Annotated in this window: 6 protein-coding genes; 5 read left to right on the top strand and 1 reads right to left on the bottom strand. The window is 70.8% G+C overall.

Annotation, left to right across the window (positions count from 1 at the left end):
• The first annotated feature begins 344 nt into the window (after positions 1-344).
• The 5 genes from QH470_RS04690 (at position 345) to QH470_RS04670 (ending at position 4,593) form a co-directional block, all read left to right on the top strand.
• Positions 345-1,163, top strand: coding sequence for a PspA/IM30 family protein (locus QH470_RS04690; protein ID WP_187687793.1), 819 nt, complete (start codon positions 345-347; stop codon positions 1,161-1,163).
• A gap of 652 nt (positions 1,164-1,815) precedes the next feature.
• Entirely contained in the window at positions 1,816-2,637 is an 822-nt protein-coding gene (pspM, locus tag QH470_RS04685; RefSeq protein ID WP_280271015.1) for a phage shock envelope stress response protein PspM, read from the top strand.
• Positions 2,638-2,770: 133 nt separating this feature from the next.
• Complete coding sequence (locus tag QH470_RS04680; RefSeq protein ID WP_280271014.1) at positions 2,771-2,944, top strand: hypothetical protein; 174 nt, start codon at positions 2,771-2,773, stop codon at positions 2,942-2,944.
• A gap of 135 nt (positions 2,945-3,079) precedes the next feature.
• Complete coding sequence (locus QH470_RS04675) at positions 3,080-4,243, top strand: glycosyltransferase (protein ID WP_280271013.1); 1,164 nt, start codon at positions 3,080-3,082, stop codon at positions 4,241-4,243.
• Between the two features lie 155 nt (positions 4,244-4,398).
• On the top strand, positions 4,399-4,593 hold the full coding sequence (locus tag QH470_RS04670) for a DUF3046 domain-containing protein (protein ID WP_280271012.1): 195 nt from the start codon (positions 4,399-4,401) through the stop codon (positions 4,591-4,593).
• A 9-nt stretch (positions 4,594-4,602) separates the two neighbouring features.
• Here QH470_RS04670 and QH470_RS04665 read toward each other — a convergent pair.
• Positions 4,603-5,488 (bottom strand): MFS transporter (locus QH470_RS04665; protein ID WP_280271011.1); only part of this gene is annotated, 886 nt, incomplete at its 5' end.

The following is a 5,488-nucleotide window of genomic DNA, read 5'->3' as shown; positions in this document are numbered from 1 at the left end:
AGCTGGTACTGGTACAGGCGAAGTGACCAGGAGTTGCCGGGGCCCGCCCCCCGCGGGGGGCGGCGCACAACGAGGGGGGGGCGCTGAGCGAAATTTATGAATAAAATTTTGTTTTTGTTATCCGCGATATGCCCGTGGTGGGGCGCCCCCCCCCCCGGGGCGGCCCCCCCCAACACTGTACGACGGAGCGGAAACGGATAGATTCTCTATAAGCGTTCGGTAACCGGCGGGGTCCTGCCCATACCGGTGCCGCGCGGTGGAGGATAGGGACAACGGGGTGCGTGACGGTCGCGCACTACAGTCGCGCGGGAGCGCGGCGCGTCAGATGGAGGCGGGATCAATCGATGGCTAATCCGTTCGTCAAGGCCTGGAAGTACCTCATGGCCCTCTTCGATTCCAAGATCGAGGAGCACGCGGATCCGAAGGTCCAGATTCAGCAGGCTATCGAGGAAGCTCAGCGCCAGCACCAGGCCCTGTCGCAGCAGGCCGCGTCGGTCATCGGCAACCAGCGTCAGCTGGAGATGAAGCTGAACCGCCAGCTCGACGAGGTGGAGAAGCTCAACGCCAATGCCCGGCAGGCGGTCATGCTCGCCGACCAGGCCCAGGCCGCCGGTGACTCCGAGAAGGCGATCCAGTACACCAACGCGGCCGAGGCGTTCGCCGCGCAGCTGGTCACCGCCGAGCAGTCCATCGAAGACCTGAAGGTGCTGCACGACCAGTCGCTGCAGGCGGCCGCGCAGGCCAAGAAGGCGGTCGAGCAGAACGCGATGACGCTGCAGCAGAAGGTCGCCGAGCGCACCAAGCTGCTCAGCCAGCTCGAGCAGGCGAAGATGCAGGAGCAGGTCAGCGCCTCGCTGCAGTCGATGGACTCCACGCTGTCCGCGCCCGGCAGCACCCCGAGCCTGGACGCGGTGCGCGAGAAGATCGAGCGCCGGTACGCCAATGCACTGGGCGCCGCCGAACTCGCGGGCAACTCGGTACAGGGGCGGATGCTGGAGGTACAGCAGGCCAGCGTCCAGATGGCCGGCCACAACCGGCTCGAGCAGATCCGCGCCTCCATGCGCGGCGACTCGCTGCCCGCCGGTGACTCCGCCACCCCGCAGGCCGTCCCGAACCCGGCCGCGCAGCCGCAGATCGACAAGGGCCAGACCGCGCAGCAGTAACGCTCGCCCGCCGGAGAGGTACGAGGTCATGGGTAGATCGCGGGCCCGCCACGAGCCCGCGGTCGACCGCGCCCGCGGCCAGGGACATGGTCGCCGGGCAGGTGGTCCCGCTGAGCCCCGTGGTCCCGGCGAGCCCCTGGTTCAGCAGGCCGCCGAGCCCGCCTGGAAGGCATTGTTCCCCTCCGTGTTCCGGCGTCCTCCGGGCGAGCATCGCGAAGCGGATCACGACACCGGCCCTGCCTTCGAATCGGTTGCAAGACCGGGCAACCCCATGAACGAAGCCAGGGACGTAGTGCAGCCCAACCCTTCCCGTACCCACCCGGCCGCCGGCCTCGGCCGGGTACCCACGGACCATTCGGCCCCGCCCGCCGACCTACCCGGCAGGAGAACATCTTCCGACTCGCCTCCGGGATCCCGAGAACGGCCGCATTCCCCGCAATCGCCGGGTGTGGCACGCTCCGGCAACGCAGCCGGCAGTGACGCCGCCAACGGCGAGCGTAGCCAGGGCGCTGCGGCATCCGGTCGGAAGGCGGCCGGGCGTGGCGGTGGTGTCGCCGACGGTGTGCGGGAGCGTAATTCGGGCGGTGCGGCTTCCGGTCGGAAGGCGGCTGGGCGTGCGGGTGGTCGGAGGGCGACAGCGCGCGAGAGGTTTGTGCGCGAGGTGCTGGCGCAGTCCGGGGTGCCGGAGGAGCAGGTCGATCAGGCGCGGCGGTTGCCGGACACGTTGCGTGAGGTGGGGGAGAGCGCCCTGCACGCGGTGCGAAAGTGGGCCGATCCGCGGGAGCGGGAATTGCGGCGGCGTCGGCGGGTGCGGCGGCGGAGTCTGCGGCTGAGTGCCGCCTCCGGGCTGACGGCGCTGGGCACGGCGGGACTGGTGGTCGTCTCGGCTCCGGCGTGGGCCGTCATCGTCGTCGGCAGCGGTGCCGCTGCCCTGGTGACGGGTGCGGCCGTGACCACCAAGCGCTATTTCGAACTCCGGCGAAACCCGTTGCCGCCCGCCGCGTTCGTGCCGCGCAAGCTGCCGCCGATCCGCTCGGCGGCACGCGACCCGATCGCCCGGCTGGTCCGGGCCGAGCGCGCGTGCTACGCCGTGGGCAGGCAGATCGCGCACGGCGGCCGATTGCCCGCGGACGATCTCACCGACACTCTCGACACCGCCGACTCCGCCGCCGCGGCCCTGCACGCGCTGGCCGCCGACATCGTCGCCATGGAGCACGCGGCCGGTCTGGTGGGGCAGTTGAAGACTCGGTCCGCACCGTTGCCGACCGACCATGTCCACGCGGCCGTGGCCCGGCTGCTGGACGGCGTCGCGGAATACGAGGAACTGGTCGCCTCCGCGAGCCGGATCCTCGCCGTTCCCGAAAGCCCCGCGTTCCCGGACGATCTGGGCTGGGCGATGGTCGACCTGCGCGACGCCGCCGACCGCCTGGACGGCTGGGCCCAGGCGCTCACCGAGCTGGCCGACCGGCGTTGATCCGGTCTAGGGGACAACCCTGATCTTTCCCGGATATCGCTTGTGACCTGGTGATTTTCGGGCTTCGGCTTGTCAGTATGGAGGAGTCGGATCGCGCTGACGGCGGTTCGGAAACCTTCGGGAGGAAGTGGACATGTTCTGGAAGATCCTGGGCGTCGTCGCGCTCGTCTGGCTGGCGCTGATCGTGATCGGTGCGCTGGTCAAGGCGCTGTTCCCGATTCTGATTATCAGCCTCGTGGTGTTCGGGCTGTACCTGCTGTACAAGGCGGTGTCGGGGTCGAACAAGTCGACAGTGAACAAGATGTAGACGTCCCTGTGCCAGGGACCGCGGGCCGTTCGGTGTCGTCACCGGACGGCCCGCCGGTGTTCCGGTGACACCGCGCGGGTTCGCGAACCATGGGTTGTGGCAGGCGAATGCGGGGGATGTGGCACCCTGGGGCGCATGCGAGTGGCTGTCATCGCGGGGCCGGACCCTGGTCATGCGTTCCCGGCGATCGCGCTGTGCCTGCGGTTTCTCGCGGCGGGCGACGAGCCGGTGCTGTTCACCTCGCCGGTGTGGTTCGACGCCGCGCGGGCGGCGAGTCTCGGGGTGCGGCGGCTGAAGGGACTCGCCCCGCGCCCGGAGGACGATCCGGGCGACGCCGGACAGCGCATCCACCAGCGCGCCGCGCACATCTCCTCGGAGATCCTGCCCGAACTGAGTGCGATGCTGCCCGAACTCGTCGTGTCGGACGTTCTCACCGCGGGCGGTGGCATGGCCGCCGAACGACTACGGGTGCCATGGGTGGAACTGTCGCCGCATCCGCTATATCTGCCGTCGAAAGCGTTGCCGCCCATCGGAAGTGGGCTCGCACCCGGGGAGGGCCTGCGCGGCCGGGCGCGGGACGTGGTGTTGCGCGGCCTGTCCGCCCGGGCGATCCATCGCGGCGAACAGCAGCGCGCCGCGGCCCGGGTGAGCGTCGGCCTGCCGCCGGAAGATCCCGGACCGCAGGCGCGCCTGATCGCGAGCCTGCCCGCACTCGAGGTCCCCCGGCCCGACTGGCCCGAGCACGCGCACCTGGTCGGACCGCTGCTGTGGGAGCCGACCGACGACGTGCTGCCGCTGCCGCCCGGTGCCGAACCGCTGGTCATGGTGGCGCCCTCGACCGCACACACGGGCGTGGAGAACATGGCCGAGGGCGTGCTCGACGCGCTCGACGGCGCCGGTGTGCGGGTCGCGGTCTCCACCATTCACTCCCCGCCCGCGCACCTGCCGCCCTGGGCCACAGCAGGTTTGGGCCGCCAGGACGAACTGCTCCGGCACGCCGACTTGGTGGTCGGCGGCGGCGGACACGGCCTGTTGGCGAAAACCCTGCTCGCAGGCGTGCCGATCGTGACGGTACCCGGCGGCGGTGACCAGTGGGAACTGGCGAATCGCGCTGCCCGCCAAGGCAGTTCGATAGTAGTCCGCCCGTTCACCGGCGAGGCGATACGGTCGGCTGTCCTGCGCATGATCGCCGACCCGTCGTACCGGCGCGCCGCCACCGCCGCCGCGGCCACCGCCGACGTCGTCTCCGACCCGATCGAGACCTGCCACCGAGTCCTCGATGCCGCCCGGGCCCGCTGACACCCGGCCTGCGCGGACACAAACAGCGTTGAGATGGCAAATTATGCCGCGACAAAGGCGATTGTGACCGCTGCGGCCGGTCTCTGATGCGCTGCGCTCGGGGGGTGGCCCGGGCGCGCGGGTGGGGGTGTGGCGGTGCGGGTAACCTCGGCACGGTGCGATTGACTGATTTCCGGGAACTGTTGCACGCCGAGTTCGGGGTGGTCCGCGGCGACTCGCTGCTGAACGACCATGTGCTGCCGTCCCTGGGTGGGCGGACCGGTACCCAGGCCATCGAGGCCGGGGCCGACCCACGCGACGTGTGGCGCGCGTTGTGCGCGGAGTTCGACGTGCCTCGCTCACACTGGTGAGCGGGAAGGTCAGGCGACGGGTACTCCGCTGTCGCTCACCGCGACCTCCGGCACCCGGCTTCGCCGGTGGAACAGGGCGAAGGTGACGATTCCGAGCACGAGCCCCACCCCGCTTGCCACCGCGACCGCCGCGTCCAGTCCTTCGACGAACCGGGGCAGGGCGGGACGCCCGTCTCCGGCCACGCCGCGGAAGACGGTGCCCAGCACCGCGACTCCCAGCGCCATGCCCAGTTGCCGTGCGGTGTTCACCGCGCCCGCGGCGGTCCCGCTCTGCTGCGGCGCCACCGCCGCCATTCCCACCGCCACCAGCGCCGGCGCCACCGCACCGACCCCCACGCCGATCACGACGAAGCCGGGAAGCAGTGCGGTCCAAGAGGATTCGGCGTCGATGAACCCGAGCAGCCCGGCGCCCGCGCCGATCACGATCAGCCCGCCGCCGATCGTCCACTCGGGCGCCAGCTCGTGCAGCAGCCGGCCGAGCGCGCCCGATACCACGAACGCGGTGACCGCCATGGGCAACATCGACAGCCCGGCCTGCAGCGGTGACAGCCGCAACTGCTGCTGCAACCACAGCGACAGCAGCGGACTGACCGCGAAGGCGGCAACGTTGAGCCCGGCCGCCGCGAGGAGGGTGGCGGTGAACTCGCCGTTGCGCAGCAGTGCGAGCGGGAATATCGGTGTCGCGCTGCGGATTTCGACGACCACGAACAACCCGGCCGCGAGCACTCCGGCGACCAGGGCGACGAGCGCCCGCGGATCGGTCCAGCCGTGCTCGCCGCCACGGATGATGCCGAAGGTGACCGCCGTCGCCGCCACCGCGAAGGCCGCCATCCCGGCCACGTCGACGCCGCGTCCCGTTTGCCTCGGCGACGGCCCGAACACGAAGGCGGACAAC

Source organism: Nocardia wallacei (assembly GCF_029868745.1).
Classification (GTDB): Bacteria; Actinomycetota; Actinomycetes; order Mycobacteriales; family Mycobacteriaceae; genus Nocardia; species Nocardia wallacei_B.
Note: the sequence above shows the minus strand (reverse complement) of the source record. Positions and strands in the feature narration are given on the sequence as shown.

Excerpts from the sequence above, each read along its gene's own strand:
- QH470_RS04690 (WP_187687793.1), top strand. The coding sequence starts at position 345 with ATGGCTAATCCGTTCGTCAAGGCCTGGAAGTACCTCATGGCCCTCTTC.
- QH470_RS04680 (WP_280271014.1), top strand. The coding sequence starts at position 2,771 with ATGTTCTGGAAGATCCTGGGCGTCGTCGCGCTCGTCTGGCTGGCGCTG.
- QH470_RS04675 (WP_280271013.1), top strand. The coding sequence starts at position 3,080 with ATGCGAGTGGCTGTCATCGCGGGGCCGGACCCTGGTCATGCGTTCCCG.